Origin of the sequence: Funiculus sociatus GB2-C1 (genome assembly GCF_039962115.1) — a bacterium.
Taxonomy (GTDB): domain Bacteria; phylum Cyanobacteriota; class Cyanobacteriia; order Cyanobacteriales; family FACHB-T130; genus Funiculus; species Funiculus sociatus.
Map to the genome: position 1 here is coordinate 36,107 of NZ_JAMPKJ010000039.1, position 20,541 is coordinate 56,647.

The 20,541-nt window shown below is 43.7% G+C and carries 16 protein-coding genes and 1 pseudogene; 4 read left to right on the top strand and 13 right to left on the bottom strand.

The features are described 5' to 3' along the window. Positions 1–93: 93 nt before the first annotated feature. Positions 94–975 carry a DUF2927 domain-containing protein gene (locus NDI42_RS17915; protein ID WP_348231445.1) on the top strand — a complete coding sequence of 294 codons (882 nt, stop codon included), beginning with the start codon at positions 94–96 and terminating at the stop codon, positions 973–975. Between the two features lie 320 nt (positions 976–1,295). Here the strand turns inward: NDI42_RS17915 and NDI42_RS17920 are convergent, their stop codons facing one another. The 7 genes from NDI42_RS17920 to NDI42_RS17950 form a co-directional block, all read right to left on the bottom strand. Beyond that, complete coding sequence (locus NDI42_RS17920) at positions 1,296–1,718, bottom strand: hypothetical protein (RefSeq protein ID WP_190459202.1); 423 nt, start codon at positions 1,716–1,718, stop codon at positions 1,296–1,298. A gap of 349 nt (positions 1,719–2,067) precedes the next feature. Further along, the gene (locus NDI42_RS17925) at positions 2,068–2,655 is read right to left on the bottom strand and encodes a peptidoglycan-binding protein (protein WP_190459204.1); all 588 of its coding nucleotides are present in this window, start codon (positions 2,653–2,655) and stop codon (positions 2,068–2,070) included. Between the two features lie 503 nt (positions 2,656–3,158). Then, positions 3,159–6,161: an excinuclease ABC subunit UvrA gene (gene uvrA, locus NDI42_RS17930; RefSeq protein WP_190459206.1), complete on the bottom strand. Its 3,003-nt coding sequence runs from the start codon at positions 6,159–6,161 to the stop codon at positions 3,159–3,161. A gap of 109 nt (positions 6,162–6,270) precedes the next feature. Further along, the gene (locus NDI42_RS17935; RefSeq protein ID WP_190459208.1) at positions 6,271–6,840 is read right to left on the bottom strand and encodes a Uma2 family endonuclease; all 570 of its coding nucleotides are present in this window, start codon (positions 6,838–6,840) and stop codon (positions 6,271–6,273) included. 94 nt (positions 6,841–6,934) lie between these two features. Next, on the bottom strand, positions 6,935–8,386 hold the full coding sequence (locus NDI42_RS17940; protein ID WP_348231446.1) for a protein kinase domain-containing protein: 1,452 nt from the start codon (positions 8,384–8,386) through the stop codon (positions 6,935–6,937). A 138-nt stretch (positions 8,387–8,524) separates the two neighbouring features. Continuing rightward, positions 8,525–10,657: a tetratricopeptide repeat protein gene (locus tag NDI42_RS17945; protein WP_190459212.1), complete on the bottom strand. Its 2,133-nt coding sequence runs from the start codon at positions 10,655–10,657 to the stop codon at positions 8,525–8,527. A 218-nt stretch (positions 10,658–10,875) separates the two neighbouring features. Beyond that, positions 10,876–11,073, bottom strand: a complete 198-nt coding sequence (locus tag NDI42_RS17950) for a hypothetical protein (protein ID WP_190459215.1) — start codon at positions 11,071–11,073, stop codon at positions 10,876–10,878. Between the two features lie 26 nt (positions 11,074–11,099). Between NDI42_RS17950 and NDI42_RS17955 the strand changes: the two genes are divergently transcribed. The 3 genes from NDI42_RS17955 (at position 11,100) to NDI42_RS17965 (ending at position 14,142) form a co-directional block, all read left to right on the top strand. After that, positions 11,100–13,052 carry a serine/threonine protein kinase gene (locus NDI42_RS17955; RefSeq protein WP_190459217.1) on the top strand — a complete coding sequence of 651 codons (1,953 nt, stop codon included), beginning with the start codon at positions 11,100–11,102 and terminating at the stop codon, positions 13,050–13,052. A gap of 165 nt (positions 13,053–13,217) precedes the next feature. Continuing rightward, positions 13,218–13,685, top strand: coding sequence for an SsrA-binding protein SmpB (gene smpB, locus NDI42_RS17960; protein WP_190426023.1), 468 nt, complete (start codon positions 13,218–13,220; stop codon positions 13,683–13,685). A 151-nt stretch (positions 13,686–13,836) separates the two neighbouring features. Next, complete coding sequence (locus tag NDI42_RS17965) at positions 13,837–14,142, top strand: WGxxGxxG family protein (RefSeq protein WP_190459220.1); 306 nt, start codon at positions 13,837–13,839, stop codon at positions 14,140–14,142. A 100-nt stretch (positions 14,143–14,242) separates the two neighbouring features. Here the strand turns inward: NDI42_RS17965 and NDI42_RS17970 are convergent, their stop codons facing one another. From NDI42_RS17970 to NDI42_RS17995, 6 genes and pseudogenes are all read right to left on the bottom strand, one after another. After that, positions 14,243–15,655, bottom strand: coding sequence for an IctB family putative bicarbonate transporter (locus NDI42_RS17970; RefSeq protein WP_190459221.1), 1,413 nt, complete (start codon positions 15,653–15,655; stop codon positions 14,243–14,245). Positions 15,656–15,758: 103 nt separating this feature from the next. Beyond that, the gene (locus NDI42_RS17975; RefSeq protein WP_190459223.1) at positions 15,759–17,363 is read right to left on the bottom strand and encodes a GAF domain-containing sensor histidine kinase; all 1,605 of its coding nucleotides are present in this window, start codon (positions 17,361–17,363) and stop codon (positions 15,759–15,761) included. 270 nt (positions 17,364–17,633) lie between these two features. Then, a complete protein-coding gene (locus tag NDI42_RS17980) occupies positions 17,634–18,374 on the bottom strand; it encodes a GUN4 domain-containing protein (RefSeq protein ID WP_190459225.1) in 741 nt (246 codons plus the stop codon). A gap of 124 nt (positions 18,375–18,498) precedes the next feature. Beyond that, the gene (locus tag NDI42_RS17985) at positions 18,499–18,993 is read right to left on the bottom strand and encodes an adenylyltransferase/cytidyltransferase family protein (RefSeq protein ID WP_190459227.1); all 495 of its coding nucleotides are present in this window, start codon (positions 18,991–18,993) and stop codon (positions 18,499–18,501) included. A gap of 78 nt (positions 18,994–19,071) precedes the next feature. After that, a complete protein-coding gene (locus NDI42_RS17990) occupies positions 19,072–19,758 on the bottom strand; it encodes a response regulator transcription factor (RefSeq protein ID WP_190459229.1) in 687 nt (228 codons plus the stop codon). Between the two features lie 678 nt (positions 19,759–20,436). Next, positions 20,437–20,541: pseudogene (locus tag NDI42_RS17995) on the bottom strand (IS1 family transposase); the annotation flags it as partial.

Here is a 20,541-nt window from a genome sequence, read left to right on the forward strand (position 1 = left end):
CCTAGTACCCAATCGCCACTTAAAAGTTAACTTCTCGGCGTTAAAATACACTAAACAACTAAGAAGCAGCAATTCCAGGGAACATTATTCTGATTGGAGAACGTCAATTTAACCCGCCGTCTTCTGACCATGCTGAAATTTTATATGCCAGTAACCAAGCGAACTCTTTGTAGTTTAATTGTAAGCTGTTTGATGCTTTTGGCTTATCAGCCACCCAACTATGGGAATAATAAGCAGTTCGATACCCAGACGAGTGAAAAGGCAGTTAATCGTACCTCCATCAACGGAAAATACACACCTCTGGCAATTAATTATTTTCTGGAAGTGGCTATGGGAACTGAGTACGAAGGCTCAAGTTCCACAATCAAAAAATGGGATAGGGATATAAGGATTAAAGTTATTGGTTCGCCAACTCCTGAAGACCTCACAAGTTTGCAAGCAGTAATTGACGAAATCAATATTCTTACCTCAGGTAATATTAACTTGTCATACGATGCGAATAATCCCAACCTAGAAATTTATTTTGTTCCTGTCTCACAATTTGCGAAATACGAGCCAAATTATAAGGCGTTAAATTATGGTTTTTGCTGGGTTGGGTGGAATAATGATGCTATTTATAAGTCGAGAGTTTTGATTTCTACGGTTGGAATTACCCAGAAAGAACGCTCTCATCTGATCCGCGAAGAACTCACCCAATCTTTAGGGTTAATGAGGGATTCTGACAGATACGCAGATAGTATCTTCTATCAAGGTTGGACTGACTCAACAGAGTATGCTGAGATTGATAAAGCTCTTATCAAAATGCTTTATCGACCAGAAATCCGTTCTGGAATGAGTAAGGCACAAGTGCTGGAGGTGTTGAGAACAATGGATATACAAGAAGAAATCGCACCTAATTCTGATTGTAGACCAACGGATGCAAATCCTGCTCTTGATTTTTCGGTTGAATCATTTTGTGATAGTAGCACTAAGTAAGAGGAATCTTTTTTAACTAAGGAAAGCCGGAAATCTGCACGGTCTTTCTTTAGTTAAGAGAGATTCCCCGAATAGCGATAGGAAGCTGTCTAAAAGCTGAAAGTACCTCAAGATTGTGCGAATGGGGTGCAATAAGGTGCAAAACACGAAAAGAGCGATCGCTTAACTTCATGAGCTTACCCTGACACAAGCTGACACCCCCTCTTAATTCGCCAACAGTATCCTTAAGTTCTTGGCGGGTTATCAGGCTTATTGAGAATGGTGCAATATCTCAATTAAGTTATATTTTTTATCCTACAGTTTGAAGTGCGGAATGTGGGCTATAAGCCAAATGCTCGTTTTACGCTTGGCTTATTCAGGTAATACAAAATCAGGGCTGACATTCCAATATTAAAATTTGAAACTATTTGTATAAAGGATATTCCTATGCCACTAATCACATAAACTGAGCTAATAATATAGATAAATTGAAGTATGAACATGGCGAATAATGCCCATTTTTTTAACCTCAAAAAGTCAAAATTAATTTTTCCTAAAAGTACAACAATGATTAGCATTATAAGAATAATAAATGGAAAGGGGAAAGGTATTATTTCCACATCCGCCCATACTTGTCCTATATACAAAACAAGCCAGAAAACTAAAAAGAGCATTAGCCAACAAATACTCGAGCAAATACAAAGAATAGAAATAATTTTCACTTCAGGAGGTCGTCGGCTATTTTGTTCAGGAGGTTGTTGCATCTTTTTTTTGAATTCAAGAATTCGTAAGTATCTTTCACTAATCGTTTGCTAACAATTAGTGATAAACCAAAAGCAAAAATTTTAATAAAAAGACTGGTAGTGGTATAGAAGTAGTGATAAATCCACTTTCACCCCCTACCGTACAAGGCTTTGAGCATTGAATATCACTACCTGTTTACCACTACCGTATTTCGTTACCAAACCGCTGTAGACACCCTAAAATTAAAGACGATACTGGAGGTTAGTTACAGATCAATCGCTGTTGTGCTTTGCAAGAAGTGATAGAAGTCCATCACTTCTCGTGACACCTTCGCTTAGCTAGGACGCTGTCAACTTCCTAGACTCTTTCTTAATACAAAGCCGCACGAGTTTGTGGCCCAACAACGCCGTCTACTCGTAATCCGTTTGCTGCCTGAAATCTTCTTACTGAAGAGGTTGTTACAGAACCATAGTATCCCGTGCTGGTTCCACTAAAGTAACCTAAATCTCTCAGACGATTCTGGACGCTAACCACGCCGGGGCCACTGATACCAAATCGCAACAGACCTGATGGAGAACCACCACCAGTAGTACCACCGCCAGTGCTACCCCCTACCCAAGCGGCAGATACCCAGTTGCCATTAGAAAGCTGCGCCCAGCCTCCTGAATAGCGACCGCTTAGGGAGATATCGGTTCCATTTCGCAAGCTACCGACAACCGCACCATTAGGGCTGGAACGGACTCTCAGGGAACTCCCATTGGTTCTCACATAGGCTGCCATAGCACTATTGGCTAAGCTGACAATTGAGAGCGCCATAATGGCAGATAATAAACCAATCCAAGCTGAGCTTGGCGGTTTCAAGTTTAATCCTTTGAATAATGTCACCTCGTATGCGTCCGGATTGAGGGTGACTTCTTCATGGGCTACAGACAAATGGATGTATGCAAGTGTTTCCATTGTTTTATTCTCCAAAAAATTGCTTAATGCAACTGAAAAAAGGCTGTCACCGCCATTTTTCTCAGTTAGTCGTTATCGCATGGGTGTAACTACTGAGATTAACTACAATGATATAAAGCAATTTTCGGTTAGATATTATTTTTTTAATTAAAAAATAATATTAGGCAGGCTGGCGGGTTCAAGCTGGCAGGTAGTGCAGCAGCGATCGCAACCAGAGAGACGATGCAAAAATGACGTTTATAAATTAATGTTACTCGCGTACCCCTTTCTCTTGACGTTCTGGAATTAGTTTATCTAGTAAACTGTGGGTTTGTTTAGAGCTAGGGGATGTAGGGAATGCGATCGCTAATTTTGGAGATAACTTACATTTCAATACTTCTATAGGAGGTATTAGCCCCTCTCCTCCTCTACAAGAGGGCGGGTTGGGGAAAGGTAAACTTGTATTGCACCGAAGTGGGAATCGGTATAGCTTTCTCAAAGCCGGTTATTTTTGTTAAAAACTGTCATTTTGCTGGATGCTGCTGTAACACCTGCTTGATATATTGCCCCGTATAAGACCTTGGATTCTCTGCTACTTTCTCTGGCGTACCTACGGCAATTAATTCTCCACCTTTATTCCCACCTTCGGGGCCCAAATCAATTACCCAGTCAGCGCAACGAATTACATCTAAGTTGTGTTCAATCACCAATATTGAATTACCTTTGTCTACTAAACGTTGCAGGACATCTAGCAACTTGTGGACATCATAAAAAGATAACCCTGTCGTCGGTTCATCTATTAAATACAGCGTCTTTCCTGTAGCGCGGCGAGAAAGTTCTGATGCTAACTTCACCCGCTGCGCTTCACCGCCGGATAATGTGGGCGCGGGTTGTCCTAAGCGAACGTAACCTAGCCCGACATCAAGCAAAGTTTGCAACCGCGTTGCTGCTTTCGGAATGTTTTTAAAAAACTCTAGGCTTTCTTCTACTGTCATGTTGAGAACATCAGAAATAGACTTGCCTTTATATTTCACTTGTAATGTTTCCCGATTGTACCGATCGCCTTTGCACACTTCGCATTGTACATAGACATCCGGCAGGAAGTTCATCTCAATTACGTTCACGCCCTGTCCGCCACAAGCTTCGCAACGTCCACCCTTAACATTGAAAGAAAATTGCCCTGGTTTGTAGCCTCTCGCTTTCGCTTCAATTGTTTGGGCAAAAACATCGCGAATCGCATCAAAAACACCCGTGTATGTAGCAGAATTAGAACGGGGAGTTCGCCCGATGGGAGATTGATCGATGACAATCGCTTTATCAATCGAGTTGAGTCCTTTGATAGTATCTAGCTGTTTCGGGAAAGGAACTTTGCGGGTGAGTTGGTGCTGTAATGCTGGGTAAAGTAATTCGTTAACTACCGTTGATTTTCCGGAACCAGAAACGCCAGTGACACAGACAAGTTTACCCAAAGGAATTTCGACATCTATATTCCTTAAGTTGTTACGGTAGGCATTTTTGAGAACAAGCGATCGCCCGTTTCCATTTCTCCTCTGTGCTGGCGTTTCAATTACCTGTCTTCCTGACAAATATGCACCAGTCAGAGACTCTTCTGCTGTTAATAATGTCTCTAAATCACCTTGGGCAATAACTCTTCCGCCATGAACGCCTGCACCGGGGCCAATATCAACAAGATGGTCAGCAGCACGTATGGTTTCTTCATCATGCTCTACCACAATTAATGTATTACCCAAGTCGCGCAGTTTGGTCAAAGTTTGCAGCAATCTTCCATTATCTCTTTGATGCAGTCCGATACTCGGTTCATCCAAAACGTAGAGTACCCCCGTGAGTCCAGAACCAATCTGAGTAGCGAGACGAATTCGTTGGGCTTCTCCCCCAGAAAGTGTCATCGCCGGACGGTCGAGGGTGAGGTAATCTAAACCAACATCAAGAAGAAATTGCAATCTAGCTCTGATTTCTTTTAAAACTAAATCGGCGATTTGGGTTTGGCGATCGCTTAACTTTAAATTATCAACTCGTTCCCGACATTGCCCAATATCAACACTCGTTAAATCGGTAACTCTATATTGTCCCAATCGCACAGAAAGCGCTTCTGGTTTCAATCGCTTTCCCTGACATACTTCGCAAAGCTGATCTACTAAATATGGCTCCAGCTTTTGTTTAACCAGTTCCGAATTGGTTTCGTCATACTGTCTCTGAAGCATCGGAATTACTCCAGCGTATCGTCTATATTCGTTACGGTCTTCTATCTTGATAGATTTATCAGAACCGTACAAAATCATGTGTTGCTGTTCTGAATTTAACTTGTTCCAGGGTGCCTGGATTTCAAAACCATAAGCTTGTCCGACGCTGTACAGTAGCGAAAGATAGTAAGAGTTATCTTTTTCTGACCAAGGTGCAATAGCTGCATACACTGGCGAATTAGGATCTGGTACCAATAATTCTGGTGAAAATGTCCGCAAGTTACCCAACCCGTGACACTTAGGACAAGCACCGTAAGGCGAGTTAAATGAGAACAATCGCGGGGAAAGTTCATCCATCACCGCACCATGTTCTGGACAGGCAAAGTTTTCTGAGAATACTAATTCGTTGCTTGGTTGCTGATAGGAATTTTCCCCATTTGTAGAAGTATCTTGCACATTTTCGCTTTTTGCGGTATTTTCAGCATAAGAAGTATTTGTTTGCTCGGATTGTTTGGGTATCAATGTATCATTTAGAAGGTCGATGACCGCAATTCCACTGGCATGACGCAGACAGGTTGCCAGAGAATCGACTAAACGCTCTTGAATACCAGGTTTTTTAATCAACCTGTCAATGACAATCTCAATGGTGTGAGTATAATTTTTATCAAGTTCAATAGAATCGGACAGTTGAAAAACCTCGCCATCGACGCGGACGCGAGCAAATCCTTCAGAAACTAGACTGGAGAGCAATTTTTGATGAGTGCCTTTCTTACCGCGCACTACGGGCGCTAGAATTTGGAAGCGGGTGCCGTCGGGCAGTTCCATGATGCGATCGCATATCTCATCAATCGTCTGCGGTGCAATTGAGCGATCGCATATCGGACAATGCGGTTCGCCAGCGCGTCCAAACAACAGTCGCAGGTAGTCGTAAATCTCTGTCACCGTGCCAACTGTGGAACGTGGGTTGTGAGAAGTCGATTTTTGGTCAATAGAAATCGCCGGGCTTAAGCCTTCAATCGCATCTACATCGGGTTTATCTAACTGCCCTAAAAATTGCCGTGCATAGGCACTTAGAGACTCAACGTAACGCCTCTGCCCTTCCGCAAAGATGGTATCAAAGGCAAGGGAAGACTTACCACTCCCGGAGACACCAGTAAAGACAATCAAGCGATCGCGCGGCAACTCCAAATCAATATTTTTCAGATTGTGCTGCCTAGCGCCGCGAATGCGAATTTTATTTTGGTTTTCCTGATTTACGCCCGTGGGATGATGCCCATTTGGGGACTGGGTTGGTAGAGCATCTGAAAGATTTACACGGTCAGACATGAGGGCAGAGGGAAACAGTGCTTAACGATCTTAACGCTGTCTTTTGCAAAACTTTGATCACTTAGCCGATTCCTGAAATGATGGCTAACTGAAAGTCAGTAGTAAGCCATCAACTAAGTTCTAAGACATCCTCATACAGTGCGGCAATAGGACAGCTAAAATTAACACTAGCCAATTCAACTTCTTCGTCTTTGCCGTAAGGATAGAGAACCCAACGCCCTTCGGAATTGCGACGGAAACAATCTACACTTACCTTTTCTTGATTTATTAACACATATTCTTGGAGCGTTTCCAACGTTCGATAGTCGGCAAATTTATCACTTCTATCAAAAGCTTGGGTCGTTGGAGATAGCACTTCAACAATTAAGCAAGGGTATCGCTTGAAATCATCAGGATTCCTATCCCGCTCATCACAAGTTACCATTACATCGGGATAATAAAAAATATTGGCTTGTTCAATTCGGGCTTTCATCTCTGCCATGTAAACCCGGCAACCAGTACCGCGAACATGATTTCTAAGGAGCGCAAATAGATTGCCTGCAATTATATTATGGGCATCGCTTGCACCTGCCATTGCATAAATTTCCCCTTGCCTGTACTCGTGTTTGATGGGACTTATCTTCTCACCTTCTAAATAATCTTCTGGGGAAACGTAGATATCGCTTTTACTAACGGTCATATTTTATAGCTTCTTTATGATGCTTTTATTTTAAGCGATCGCTTTTAGAATTACTTGGCAAGGAGAAGCGATCGCCTTCACATCTGCAAATATTTTATCTATGTTTAGTGCCATCAGGCATAATTGCACCCTTGAAATTTGCATTCCGTAGTTTGGTATCTAACTTGGCACCCTTCAAGTTAGCACCCTCCAAGTTAGTACCCTCCAGGTAAGCATCTTTCAAGTTGGCACTTCCCAAGTTGGCACTTCCCAAGTTGGCACTTCCTAAGTTGACTCCCCGCAGGTTAGCAAACTCCAGGTTGGCACCCTGCAAGTTTCCACTCGCCAAGAACGCACCGCGCAGGTTGGCACTTCCCAAATTGGCACTTCCCAAGTCAGCACTTCCCAATTTGGCAAACTCCAGGTTGGCACTTCCCAAGTTGGCACTTCCCAGTTTGGCATTATCCAAATAAGCTTCCTGCAAGTTAGCATTTCCCAGGTTGGCAAACTCCAAGTTGGCGCCCTGTAAGTTGGCATCTCGCAAGTTAGCATTCCCCAAGTTGGCACCCTTCAAATTGACACCGTGGAGATCGCACTTTTCACATTCTTTAGTTTCCAATAACCGCTTAACTAAAGTTTCCTGCCGGGGAGTTGTCAAAGCCGGGTAAATCATCATAGCCCCCAACCCGGCGATAATACCAATGCTGGTTAAGCCCAACACAGCGGCTTTTTTTCTACTTTTTAGGCCACCACCGACAACATCAATAGGCTTAAGTGCGGTCATCGCAACAACAGCATTATCGAAGCGATTTTTCAGATTTGGTTCCACCATTTTTGTTAGCCATTCAACAAAGCTTGAGCTTAGTTGAGTAACCAATTGTTTGAAATCGAAACGATAGTTGTCATCAATTAAGTTACCAATAGCAATCGAACGTGTACCAGTAAGTAAGCAGATTAACGTTACACCTAAACTATAGAGGTCTGATGCCTTTGTGAGAGGACGACCAAACTGTTCTTCTGGCGGCATAAAACCGGGAGTTCCTGCTGCCACACTGCTCATCGCAACTTCCCCACTCCGAATTCTCGCCAACCCAAAATCAACTAGGTAAGCATTTAATTGTTGGTCAACCAAGATATTTTCAGGTTTGATATCTCGATGAATAATTGGGGGGGTTCGCCTTTGCAGGTAAGCCAAAATTTCTAATACTGAGAGAGCAATTTGCTTAATTTCTTCAGGATTAAAGCTGCATCTTTCTGCTAAAGATGGCGCGTTTTTATATTCCTGCACCAGACAAAAACCCGCTGGAGTTTCAAAGGAATTTAGGTATTGAGGAATGCGGGAATACTGCATCTGTTGCAGCACTTCAATCTCGCGCTGATAAGCTTTAAAACTCGACCAGTCACCAGCTGTATCTGCAAAACGAAACTCTTTGATTACTACCTCTTGATCCGAGTTGAGGGCGGTAGCTTGATAGGTAATACGTCCTGCTTCCCGGTTGCGTCCTAATTCTCTGATGACTTGATAACCTAGCTGGGAAAAGTCTGGATAGTTACTCATTTGATTCATCGCTGTCTCTCAATCTTGGCGCAGCAAATTAATACTGATGGAGTGCATCTCAATTTTGTAAAAACGCCTAACAAGTAAACTCGCGCGAGGCTTGAGCCTGTGGGAAATTTATTTGAGATGCTCCCCTATTGCTTCCTGTCAAGAGTCAGCTTTTCCGGATTTATCTGACTTTTTACCTGCTTTTGGAGTCAACTTTTCCGGCTTCCTTTGACTCTCCACCTGCTGTTTAGCTTCTATTGCTTGCTGGTAATCTGGCTTGTATCGAATTGCCTTCTCATAGGAAGACAGGGCTTCTTCGTATTTTTGTAAATTAAATAGCGCATTGCCGCGACTAAACCAGCTTTCGTAGTGTTCTGATCTAATACCAACAGCTCGGTTATAAGACGCGATCGCATCTTCGTATTTTTTCAGGTTATACAATAGATTCCCTAGATTGTACCAAATTATATAATCATTATTATTTAATCTAAGCGCTTTTTGATAAAAGCCTAATGCTTCTTCGTAACGTTCCAATTGATGCAGCGCCCAGCCTCTCGCGTACCAGCCTTTATAGTAGCTTGGCTGGATTTTATTCACTTGTTTATATGAATCAATCGCTTCTTTATATTGCTGCAAATTAACTAAAGCATTGCCACGACTGTACCAAGCATTATAATTATTCGGCTGAAATTTCACAGCTTTCTCATAAGACTCAACAGCATCTTTGTAACGTTGCAAGCTGATGAGCGAATTCCCGCGATTGTGCCAAGCTTGCGCGTAGTCGGATTTGAAATCAATCGCTTTGTCGTAAGACGCGATCGCATCCTCATACTTCTGCAAACTATGCTCTGCCCAGCCCTTACTATACCAAGCTTGATAATAATCTTGCTTAAATTTAACTGCTTTATCAAAAGAGTCTATTGCTTCTTCGTATTGCTGTAAATTAGTCTGGGCTTCTCCTTTACCATTCCAGACTTCAGGCGAGTTCTGCTTAATTTCCAAAGCTTTGTCAAAAGAATAAATTGCTTCTTTGTATCGCTGCAAGTTATCCAAAACATAACCTCTACCAGCCCAAGCTTCAAAAGAAACTGGACTCAGTTGAATTGCTTTATCATAGGCATCAAGTGCCTCTTTGTACTTCTTTAAATCTAACAGAGATTTACCGCGGCCATTCCAAGCCTCAAAGTAATCTGGACTAATTTTAAGAGCTTTGTTGTAAAGCGCGATCGCTTCCTCATTCCGGTTCAACTCAGATAGCGTCTTGCCTCGATTATATAAATCAGTTGCATTAGAAGAATTAACAAAATTTACCAGATAAAGTCCGCCCACTGTCCCCAATCCAAGCAAAACAGTTAATATTAAAACATTTCTCCAAATCGAGACTGATTTTTTAGCTTTCTTCTGAGTTGTTGGACGAACTGGCGTTTTAGCAACTGGTGAAACCATCATCGTGACACCAGTAGGAATCTTTAAATCTTTAAGTGCCTGCAATCCTTCAGATGCTGATTGGTAGCGCTGCCGAAAATCATAACGCACCATCTTGTCTAAAACATTCCCTAGACCATTGCTAACTGATGAATGATTACGCCAGATAATTTCCCCAGTATCCGGATCGGTTTTTAACTGATTAGGAAATATCCCAGTGACAGCTTGAATCCCAATCATTCCCACAGCGTAAATATCGCTCCTTAATTTAGGGTGTCCGTTAGCTTGTTCGCTGGGCAGATACCCTTGAGTACCAATAGCTACAGTGACGTTACTCTGTATACCATTAATTATCTGAGTGCTAATTTGTTTGACTGCACCAAAATCAATTAAAACTAACTTATGGTCTTCCTGACGACGGATTAAGTTACGGGGATTAATATCGCGGTGAATTACATTTTGCTGATGGACAAATTCTAAAATTTCTAAAATATCTTGTAAAAGGGAAACAACTTCATCTTCACTCAACTGTTTACCGGGAGTGAGTTCCTCGCTGAGGTTATAGCCTTCAATAAATTCTTGAATCAGATAAAACTCTTGATTTTCCTCAAAGTAAGCAAAAAGGCGAGGAATTTGAGCGTGATTTCCTAATTGATACAAAACTTTTGCTTCAGTATCAAACAAACGCCTCGCTATTTCTAAAGTCTGCGGATTGGTTGACTGGGGCTTAAGTTGCTTAACAACGCACGGAGGATTGCCAGGGAGATACATATCTTTAGCAAGGTAAGTTTTACCAAACCCACCTCCTCCCAAGGAGTTGATGATTTGGTAGTGTCCTCCTAGTATTTGTCCTAAAGTTAAGTTCATGCAGTTTCGTGACAGTTGGCGTTAGGGAAGGGTCTTGCAAAAAATCGCGCAACGGCTGAAAACGATTTTGGCACAGAACAACGCGCCTAACTCCACCTACACGGGTGGAAACAATTAATCAGACACCGCAAGTAAGCTTTGCGCTTTCATCCGCCCTAATTATTGGATGTTACAGCTTATTGGAAAAAAGTGCTGAGTAGGAGGACGTGACAGAAGGTTTACGCAAGCGATCGCGTCTTAACCAAAAAATACAATCCCACCTTATGAGGGCATTGTACGGCGTTTAGGGCGATTTCCTTGCCGTTGCTGGGGTTCAGGGTATGCAACCCGCAAGCGATCGCTTTCCACAAGATCCGGAAAGACAGGGAAATTCCCGAAAAAATATATATATATCTAGATGTGCGTTTAAAAGCCACTGTATAAGGAGCTGGCAATCCACCCAATGATCGGCAAAATAGTAAAAAGTCGTTACCAAATTGTCCAGCTCCTGATCTCTGGGGTTTTTGGGCAAACCTATATTGCTGAAGACCTCCACCAAACAGGCAACCCCAGATGTGTTCTCAAACACTTTAATTTTGCCACTCCAGCCCCCAACCTCTCTTCAATTACAAAGCGTAGGTTTATCTGCGAAACCGACACTTTGAAAAAACTAAAAGATAACGAGCATATTCCCCAACTATTAGACTACTTTGAAGAAAACCAAGAATTCTTCTTAGTGCAAGAATTCATTCAAGGTCATCCGCTGAGTGCGGAACTGCCCATCAGCAAAGGCTGTGTCAAACGGTGGACTCAAAGTCAAGTGGTACAAATGCTGCAAGATATTTTGTGCATTCTTGACTTTGTTCACTCTCAAGGTATCATTTATTGCGATATTAAACCGAACAATATCATTAGACGCTCCGGAGATGGCAAGTTATTTTTAACCGATTTTAGCGCAGTTCAATCGCAGCATTTTACTATAGATAAAGCCCAGAGTAACACTACCCTGGCTATTAGTGGCTTGGGGTATATTCCCGCCGAGCAACTGATAGGACATGCCCACCCGAACAGCGACATTTATGCTCTGGGAATGATTGCCATCCAAGCACTGACAGGCGTGGAACCAGCCCAACTAACAGAAGATCCGGTTACGGGGGAGGTGATTTGGGAGCATCATTTGCCGCTAGAAGCGATGTATGAATCACCTCTAAATGAGTTAATTTCGGTGCTGAAAAAAATGGTGCGCTATCACTTCCGCACCCGCTACCAATCAGCATTTGAAACATTACAGGCGCTGCAAGCGTTAACCGTAAAGATTTCGGAGCCAGAAGTCCTAGAGGCGGACTGTATCAGAATGTCGCCCGGTAGGCAAGAACTGTTGAGCCGATCTGTAATTGTAGAAGCGGGTTTACGTCGCCTCTTACCCTTCTCGAAAGTATGGGGTGGGGAACCGGCGAGTATACAAGAAGTGTTAATAAACCCACCCGTAGAAAACTCTAAAGAACTTATTAGGCAAAATGTATTTAACCCAAGTGTAGAAAATCGCTCCTATAAAGTTCCCACTTCTCCTATTCTTACTGGAGTTACCATAGGTATTGCAGCTAATAGTTTAGTAATTGCGGGTGGGGTATATTCTCTGCTGCAAGCGTTTCCCTCAGAATCAACATCAGGAACTTTAGTAACGGCGCAGGAAAAATATCAAAACGGAGATTTTAAAGGCGCGATCGCGCTGGCTAACTCCATTCCTTCAAAAAGTACCGTCTATCCAGAAGCTCAAGCCGCCATCCAAGAGTGGAGCCAAGATTGGCATACCGCCGCTACTCAATTTAAAGCGGCTGAACAAGCATTTAAGGAAAGCCGATGGTTAGACGTCGTAGTTGCCGCTCGTAAGATGCCTGATGTTCCTTTTTGGGAAAAGAAAGCCGAGCCAATCCTCCAAAAAGCGCAACCCAAAATAGAAGCAGAAGCAAAACAATTAATTCAAAAAGCCTATGAAAAAGCTTCAGAAAAAGACTTTACCAGCGCTGTTAACTATCTGAAATTAATTCCTAAAGATACGGCCGATGTAACAATTCAACAAAAATTGGTAGAATATACTGAGAAAGAGCGGATTAAATCCGAATATTTGTTACAACAAGCATACGAAAGAGCAGCCAAAACAAACTTTGCTGGTGCCTTAAACTATCTCCAACAGATTCCTCAAGACACTCCCGCCTACGCTCAAGCTCAAGCCAAAATTGCTGAGTACACCAAAAAGCAGGACATCCAGACTGAGGCTCAAAAGGCTGCAATGTCAACCGCCAAGTCTTCTTCAGTCAACAAAGTGTCATCCACCAGCAACACCGACGCGAAGTATCAAGATATGAACCCTGGTAGCCGCCTCCAAGAAGTTACTATTAAAGTCCGTTCCCGATAGTTGTGCAAAGCAGGGACTGGCAACTGGGGAAATTATTCTCGTTCCTAGTTATAGACTGAAAACCGAGATAATCAGGAGAATTTGCCTGTCTCCCTCTTCTGGGTTGTTGCGATCGCTTGCATTTTAAGGCTACGTTAAGACAAGGTTTTCCACAGCTGGGTTGCGATGAGTGAAAAGAACGAAGGTATTAAAATTATTAGCGATAACCGACAAGCCCGTTTCCTCTATGAAATTTTGGAAACCTATGAGGCTGGAATTGAGTTAACTGGTACGGAAGTTAAATCGATTCGCCAAGGTCAGGTTAATCTGCGAGATGGCTATGCTTTGATTCGCAATAGTGAAGTATGGCTGATAAACGTCCACATTTCGCCGTACAAGGGTATCGGCGAATTTTTCAACCACGACCCCAGGCGCACGCGCAAACTGCTGCTGCACCGACAGGAAATCCGCAAACTGATTGGCAAGGTGGAACAGCAGGGCTTAACTTTAGTGCCTTTGAAGATGTATTTGAAGCGGGGTTGGGTGAAGCTAACAATTGGCCTTGGCAAAGGGAAAAAGCTGCACGATAAGCGCGAAGACATCAAGAAACGTGAAGATAAACGCGATATGGAACGAGCGATGAAAAATTACTAAAGTCAGAAAGTGCGGAAAAAGTACATCTTCTATCTCTATAGTTAGAGGGAACAAGCAGCTAACTTTATAGCCACAGATTGATTCTAGTTTTGGGGAATAAGCATACCTTTATAAGTTAGGAACTCACAAAGCACTTTACTTAATTTAACTTATGAAGCGTTCTAATTTGTCGAAAGTTGTTGGAGCTGGCGTTCTCACCGTGAGTATGGCACTTCTCCCCTTAACTATGCCCGCCTCTGCTCAAACAAATCCCGATAATACAACTACTGTAGACCCCGCTACTTCGGGCCAAGATGTTGTTGTTGAGAACGAAGATGATGGTTTCGATTGGGGCTGGCTGGGCTTACTTGGTCTAGCTGGTTTAGCTGGGTTGGCTGGCCGCAAGAACAATGAGCCGACAGCATACCGCGACCCCGATCCAGCAACTCGCACTGGTAGTACTGGATATAGAGAGTAAAAAGATTAAAATTTAAAAGAAAAGCAGAAAGACGAAAAAATCTTTCTGCTTTTTTTTTCATAAGAGAAGGAGAAAATTATCAAACGCGATCGCTATATCTCTAGCTCATGGGCAGAGTGCGATCGCTTGCAGGGGAGACAACGTAATAACTAGCAATTAACGCCACCATCATCCACCAGAGAGTATTAACTTCGGGCCGGTACCAGACTGTATCTACCAATCCGTGTCCCAGCAAACCCAACATAGCAGCGATCGCCGCCATCAGCCAAAACCCGTCGCGTCTTTGTACTTCCCGCAACCGAGTGAGTTGTAACCATCCCTGGTTAAAGGTGACAATTAGCAGCCACATAAAACTGGTAAATCCGATAAAACCAGTTTCTACAAGCAATTCCAGAAAGATAGAATAGGCACTCAAAGCGTTATAACGAGGAAGCTGATACACCGGATAGATTTTATTGAAGACAACATTACCAGGGCCAATACCCAGAATCGGGTAATCGCGGATCATTTCTTTCACCGCACTCCAGACATTGAGCCGAAAATTATTGCTGCTATCCTTGCGACCACTAAACATACTGAAAACGCGATCGCGTAATGGTTCCACAAATAGTAACGCCAACAATAGTACAACCGCCGAACTTCCCAATAACAACGGTAGCGACCAAGTTCGCCAGAAAGGAGACATCTGGATACTCCACCAGAAAACCACCATCATCCCAAACGCGCCCAGCAAAAATATTAAGGCAATCCAACCGCCGCGGCTAAAAGTTAAAACCAGACAGACAGAATTTACCACAAACATCGTCAACGCTAAGGCTTTGGGAACCCAACCGCGCCAAACGAAAACAGCTGCCAAAGATAAAGCGATCGCAGGCAACAGATAAGCTGCCAGTAAATTAGGATTACCCAGGTAACTGTAAACTCGCGTAGTTTTAGACATGGGAGACGTGGGATCTGTCCAAGTTGCCAAAGCTTCTGCCCCAAAAAACCACTGCCGCAACCCATATACACTGACAATCAACGCCACGTGCAAGTAGACAGTAATAAGTATTGAGCGCAGACGAGGCGATCGCAATACCCGCGCCATCAGCGCAAAAAACAGCAAATACAGCGTTAGCTTCGACCATCCCTTAAAAGCTGCTTCCTTCTCCGGAGACAAAGCCGTTGCTATCGTAGCAATACCCCAGTACAGCAAAACCAGCCAGTGAATAGGCGTTACCTTTGGGGAGCCTTGGACGTACCCCCGATCATCCGAGAGTGTCAGCAGCGCCCAAAAACCAGCACCAGCAGCCATTAACACGCCGATCAGGACATTTGACACGAAAGGAGCTAAAACAAACACTAAAGCTACCAACACAGCTCCTATCGCTTGCTCCCACTGCATCAGCCAGCTACTTTGCCGCCAAGATCGCAGGATACCAACCAACCGATGTAAATAGCTGGTGCTTTGCCACTGATACAGCGGCAAATTGGACATGGTAAATCGTTGCCAAACAGTTATGTACTTGGTCATTTGCTAATTGCTAATTGTTCAAGCGCTAATTGCCATTAGCCATTAGCCGTTAGCAATTAGCCATTACCTATTCCCAAGTACATAGTCTATAGCCCATTGTCAGTCAATCGTCAAATGTTTCCTCACTCTCCATTTGCGGCAAGCTGACAACATAGCGATAACCTGCGTCTGGAGAGCCTTGAACAGAAATTTGTCCGCCATGAATTTCCGCCAACAGACAGCTGAGTAAAAGTCCAAGATTTTCGCGAGAGTTGCTATTGCTCTGTTGCTGCCCAGGTACTGGTTCCGGACTGGGAAGATTAGCGGTACCAGAACCATTCAGCAGCATTGGATTAGCTGCTTGGAGGCACGACATAGATGATTGCGATTGCTGAGCGTGGATGATGCTGGCGTGCAGCGCCACTTCTGATCGCTCCGAGAGCGTCGAAACTTCCGAATGCGAGTAAAACTCAATCTGAGGCAGACCATCTCCTAACCAAGGGTGAGAAACCCAGACAGAAATGTTCAGCCTTTCTCCTTTGCGAGAGACATGAATGCGAACCACACCACCCGCACTGCCTGAGTTAATTAAATTAAAAATCAGGTAGTAGAGAATTTGCCGCACCTTCTCCTTATCCAGCAACCAGATGCGCTTACCAGGTTCTATTGATAAACGAATCTGTTGCTGCCGCCCAGACGCAAACTGTTCCAAGCTATTAATTGCCTGTTGACAGAGCATTTCAATGTCTACAGACGTAAAATCGAGTTTTTGGCTACCTTCATCTAGCCCTCCCAAAGACAAAATTTCATCCACTAGCGAAACTAAGTGGCGTCCGCTGTGGTGGATAATTTCCAGATACTCCTTCTGCTTAGTTGTTAATGGCCCGTAAACTTCGCGACCCAAAACACTCGCCATTCCCATCACCGAAGTTAGTGGGGTTCGCAGTTCCTGCGACAGCTGAGATAGCAGTTTAGCTTTAACAGAGGTAGTTGCAGATGGGTTGGGGGCTGAACGGGTCAGGGAAAGCAAATCACTCGAATTCAGGGGAGTAGGGGCGTTGTGTCCTAAGTGATCGTAAGAGTCTGGTGGCGCGTGTAGCGACGATTTAGCAAACCATTGACTGCTGGAGCTGATACGCTGTGGCGAATCCACTTGCCGTGTTCCCAGAAGCAGAAGGTTTCGCTCATATTCGCTGAGGCTCCAGCGTGCCATGAGTGCCAAGAATTCAATATCTTTGCTGGTAAAACTACGAGGCACTAAATCCATTACTGCCAGCGTACCCAGACAAATTCCATCAGATGTCAACAGGGGGGTGCCTAAGTAGGAACGGATGCCGTAGTGCTGCACCAGCAAACTCTCAGCAAATATTGGCTGGCAAAGCTTGTCATTAGTATCGTAAATTGCCAATACCTGATGACTATCTACTACATAAACGCAGAAGGTTTCATGGCGTGGGATTTGCCGCGAAGTCGCTAGCTCGTTCATCAGTCCCACTCGCGATAAACCCACAGCTGACTTGAGCCACTGGGTTTCTTGTGCTATTAAACCCAAAAAGCAGATTGGCGCTTCCAAAAAGCGGGCTGCTGTTTGTGTAGCTTCCTCAAAAACGGGAATCATTTCTGTTTCCAGTAGCCCCAAGTCTCGCAAAGCCTTGAGTCTTTGTTGTTCTCTAACTTGTGGTGTCAAACCATCCAAACGGCAAAAAAGTCTACTTTCTGGGCCTACCATTACTATCCCTACCCCCATACACGTTGCTTGTATGACATCATTAATAATTTCCAGCTATATTTAGCGTTCCCGAATCAAGCCAATAATCAACACGTTCAGGAAAGATTGCCTAAAAAGCTGAACAAGCAAGGATGAAGATAGGTAGGATGCGTTAGCTTAAAGAGCGATCGCAACATTGCTAACTTAGTCGGTTTTCGAGAGCGCTGCTATCGGTTGACGCGAACCACACAATAGCGCTAACGCTAACGCAATGCGATCGCTCTTTAACACTCAAGATTCAGGACTTTTATTCGACCAGGCGGGATGAGATAGCAAGGAGGCAATCACCCGGACACCTCGTAGCTGATTTGACAGAGGGAGATGACCTCTAGGCGCGGACATATCCCAGGTAAACCCGTTAGGGTATCGAGTCCAGTTGTTTCCATTCTTCCAGCCGATTTTCGGCCAGAATTTTAAGAAGTTTTTGCCGACACCCAACCAAATTTCGTGCTGCACTCCAAAGCCAAATTTCCCTTCTGAGTAGACGAACCAAAGGTTATTGATGGTTTGCAAATCCTTAATAGGGAAGTTTTCTACTTCAGTAAAGTACAACCATTTTCTCTGCACGGCATCAACTCCTGCTAATTCACACATTTTTTGCAAGGTCATCCGATCAGCTGAAAGAAAGTCCTGTTTTTTGAGCAGCTGTTGCAGGGGTGTGTAGTCGATGCCGCGTTCTGAGTTTAGCGGTACGATCCCGTTAGGGAAATGGGTTTGCAGAAATTCATCTGCGACTTTTGAGTTGGCGCTCTCAAGGGTCTGGTAGGCTTTGAAAGCAACCAAAGTGGCAGGGTTTGACTTGCTTTGAAGTAAAAATTCCATCAGTACCTCTAAACCGGATTCTCCAGCTTTTATGAGTTCCGGAATGAGTTGTAGTTGCCCTGCTGGAGAACCCGACTCGAACTTGAAGCGGAGGGCAGCGATATCGTTAGAGGTGGTGTCTGGTAGATCGGCAGTCTTTGGGTCAATCATGAAGCAAGTTTCAGTCTGTTGTCTTTTTTCCGTAAGCGTTGGAACGTTTGAAGATTGGAGACGCTGGAGGCGTTGTGAGAACGAGAATCCCTACCCAACGTTTCAAAGTTTCAATGACCTATAGCTATTGACTTGAGTGCAGGATGCGGTCAATAAGTGCTGTGGTTGAGGTAGGAATTTCCACTTTGACTAATTCTATACGCCCCCCGTATGCCAAAACAGCTGGTGCTTCTGGCAGGGTTTCTGTGCTGTAGTCGCCTCCTTTGACATAAATATCAGGTTTGAGTGCTTCAATTAAGCTAGTGGCGGTTAAGGTGTCGAAAATCACTACCCCATCGACGGACTTTAGGGCGGCGAGAACTTCTGCGCGCTGCTGTTGGGGAACTATAGGTCGAGGAGGCAATCCCTGTTTGTGCGGTTTGATGGCACTGACTGAGCGATCGCTATTTAACCCCACCACAAGCGATCGCCCGAAGGACTTTGCTATTTGTAAATATCTCACATGACCTGCATGGAGTATATCAAAGCACCCGTTAGTAAATACTAACGGTCTCCATTGCGAATGATCGGTCGCGATTGCTTGACTTATTTCACTCAATGTGTAGACGCTGGTAATCATGGCTAATAGTTAATGGCTAATAACTAATGGGTAATGGCTTTTAACAATTAGCAATGAACAAGCAACTAGCATTTTCCTCTATAATTGCTCCTCATTGCTGGGACGGCGGTATCCGCGTTCAAAGGCAAAGCGAACCAGTTGAGAGCGATTATCTAGCTCCAGCTTACCGAGGATGTTACTCAGATGGGTTTGAACTGTGCGGGGACTGATGAACAAGCGATCGCTAATTTGTTTGTTGGTAAAACCTTGAATTACCTCCCAAAAAACTCTTTGCTCTGCTGGGGTTAAGGGCAGCGACATTACTGGGGGAACATCCGAGTGTTGTGATTTCTCTTCAGCAGGGGCAGCGCTGGTAGCCAGCTGCTGCATTAACCGTACCATTTCTGCATTGATGCGGCGCGATCGCTCTAGCTGTGCCTCAATTTTTGCAACTAATTCCCGTGGATCGAAAGGTTTTGTCAGATAATCATCTGCTCCTATGGTGTGTCCTTGAATGCGGTCTTCTAATTCTCCTTTTCCTGATAGAAATATAAACGGCACTAATTGTCCTGAAGGTATCCCTCGCAGACGGCGGCAAAATTCTAGACCGTCCATTTCTGGCATCATGACATCACTAACCACTACATCCGGTGCATCTTGTTCAAAAACAGTTAATGCCTCCATACCAGAACTTACATCCTGAACCTGATACCCTTGGGTTTGCAGGTAGCGTGTCAAGACGGTTCGCAGGGTTCTGTCATCATCAACGACTAATATCTTTTTCATCGTTATTCTAGAGGGCCCTTACCATCCATATCAGCCATGTGCAAACTGGATTATCCCGCTTTATCGTGAGTTGTGTTATTGGAAAGTACAGAGGCTGGTTGTGCAGCATATATCTTTTTTATATCAGCTTGTAAATAATCGGCACTCTTAGCAGTGTCTCAACCAGTGGTAGTGAAACTGGGGTATAAAGAGGTATCGCACGGGGGCAATCGCGCTCGCTCTACCCTACTTCAGCATAATGGCTGATGTCTGACTGCGCTCAATGCTGCATCGAAAAGCATTTGACAGCAAAAAATGGCTGTTATGAGCTATAATTTTCTTCCTATTTTGTCATGTCAGCGCTTTCTGGCTTTCAGTTGATGAAAATCAAGCAGGCGCGATGTTCTAGCTGAAATATTCGCAGAAAACTATTAAGTATTTTTGCTTAAGCATTTGGTTGAGAGCGCAGTATCTTAAGCAACCAGTACCAAATTTTTCTCTAAAACTAATGCTGATATTGCAGCATTAACCATATATTTTTTAACATTTAAACTTTCCTCACTTCACCAAAATGGCAGAAATTATCAAATATGTCTTAGATTACCTCTCCAAATTCGCTCGGATATTTTTGCCCTAAAACTTCCCAATAAATACTTAAAGTAAGTGGTAGTCCTGCATAGTAATGATAACGCCAGTTTTTCATTCTATAGATAAACTGGCGTTATATTCATGAATAAAATACCAAATAGCTCCTATATGATTGGAGAGTTTTTTAGAGAACGAAAGAGTTTTTCTTACCAAACG

What these genes read in the sequence shown, in the direction of transcription:
- NDI42_RS17920 (WP_190459202.1), bottom strand. Translation starts at nt 1,718, where the DNA reads ATGCAACAACCTCCTGAACAAAATAGCCGACGACCTCCTGAAGTGAAA.
- NDI42_RS17925 (WP_190459204.1), bottom strand. Translation starts at nt 2,655, where the DNA reads ATGGAAACACTTGCATACATCCATTTGTCTGTAGCCCATGAAGAAGTC.
- uvrA (WP_190459206.1), bottom strand. Translation starts at nt 6,161, where the DNA reads ATGTCTGACCGTGTAAATCTTTCAGATGCTCTACCAACCCAGTCCCCA.
- NDI42_RS17935 (WP_190459208.1), bottom strand. Translation starts at nt 6,840, where the DNA reads ATGACCGTTAGTAAAAGCGATATCTACGTTTCCCCAGAAGATTATTTA.
- NDI42_RS17940 (WP_348231446.1), bottom strand. Translation starts at nt 8,386, where the DNA reads ATGAATCAAATGAGTAACTATCCAGACTTTTCCCAGCTAGGTTATCAA.
- NDI42_RS17945 (WP_190459212.1), bottom strand. Translation starts at nt 10,657, where the DNA reads ATGAACTTAACTTTAGGACAAATACTAGGAGGACACTACCAAATCATC.
- NDI42_RS17955 (WP_190459217.1), top strand. Translation starts at nt 11,100, where the DNA reads ATGATCGGCAAAATAGTAAAAAGTCGTTACCAAATTGTCCAGCTCCTG.
- smpB (WP_190426023.1), top strand. Translation starts at nt 13,218, where the DNA reads ATGAGTGAAAAGAACGAAGGTATTAAAATTATTAGCGATAACCGACAA.
- NDI42_RS17965 (WP_190459220.1), top strand. Translation starts at nt 13,837, where the DNA reads ATGAAGCGTTCTAATTTGTCGAAAGTTGTTGGAGCTGGCGTTCTCACC.
- NDI42_RS17970 (WP_190459221.1), bottom strand. Translation starts at nt 15,655, where the DNA reads ATGACCAAGTACATAACTGTTTGGCAACGATTTACCATGTCCAATTTG.
- NDI42_RS17975 (WP_190459223.1), bottom strand. Translation starts at nt 17,363, where the DNA reads ATGGTAGGCCCAGAAAGTAGACTTTTTTGCCGTTTGGATGGTTTGACA.
- NDI42_RS17980 (WP_190459225.1), bottom strand. Translation starts at nt 18,374, where the DNA reads ATGATTGACCCAAAGACTGCCGATCTACCAGACACCACCTCTAACGAT.
- NDI42_RS17985 (WP_190459227.1), bottom strand. Translation starts at nt 18,993, where the DNA reads ATGATTACCAGCGTCTACACATTGAGTGAAATAAGTCAAGCAATCGCG.
- NDI42_RS17990 (WP_190459229.1), bottom strand. Translation starts at nt 19,758, where the DNA reads ATGAAAAAGATATTAGTCGTTGATGATGACAGAACCCTGCGAACCGTC.